General features: G+C 57.9%; 1 pseudogene. It reads right to left on the bottom strand.

Annotation, left to right across the window (positions count from 1 at the left end):
- Positions 1–608: pseudogene (locus ACTHUR_RS14095) on the bottom strand (RHS repeat family protein); the annotation flags it as partial.
- Positions 609–708 lie beyond the last annotated feature (100 nt).

Below are 708 nucleotides of genomic sequence, written 5' to 3'. Positions count from 1 at the left end.
CCGTTTCGGGCGTTCTCTTCCTTAGCCGGTACTTTCCATTGGTGCTGGCCGATGATTTGGCCGTTGCCGTTGTAGTCGAAGCAGGTAATGCTGTGACTGTTGGCGGCGCGGACGAGGTTGCCGTCCAGGTCGTATTGGTAAGCGGTTTCCTGAACCTTGTCGTTATCGCGGGCAAGGGTGTGGATTAAACGTCCCAATACATCGCGTTTGAACTCGGTAATCCGCAGCGGGGTTTGGCTGTCGAGGCCGTCTGAAAGCGGGGCGGCTTCTTTTTTGGGGACGGGTTGTCCGCCCAGCTGCGCCATCAGTTTGGCGGCAAGGGAGGCTTCGTCGCCGAATTCACGCTGTTCAATCAGTTCGTTGCCGGCATTGTAGCGGTAGCCGGTCAGCTTATGGTCGAAACCGCTTTCTGCAATCAATCGGTCGAGGATGTCGTAGGCAAAGCGGTAGCGCGCACCGTTTTCATTGGTGAGGCCGACTAGGCGGCGGGCTTTGTCGTAATGGTAGCCGAAGGTATGGCCCAGCGCATTGGTGCGTTGGGTCGGCAGACCGTCCTGGCCGTATTCGTAGGAGGTGGTGTGGCCTTCGCCGTCGGTATGGGTGGTCAAACGACCTGCAGCATCGTAGCCGAAGGTCTCTTTGCTGCCGTCTGGATAGAGGGCGAGGGTGAGGTTTTGATTGGCGTCGTAGTGGTATTCGGTGTGCTGT

The sequence above is a fragment of the Neisseria sp. P0021.S007 genome, from assembly GCF_051956855.1.
Note: the sequence above shows the minus strand (reverse complement) of the source record. Positions and strands in the feature narration are given on the sequence as shown.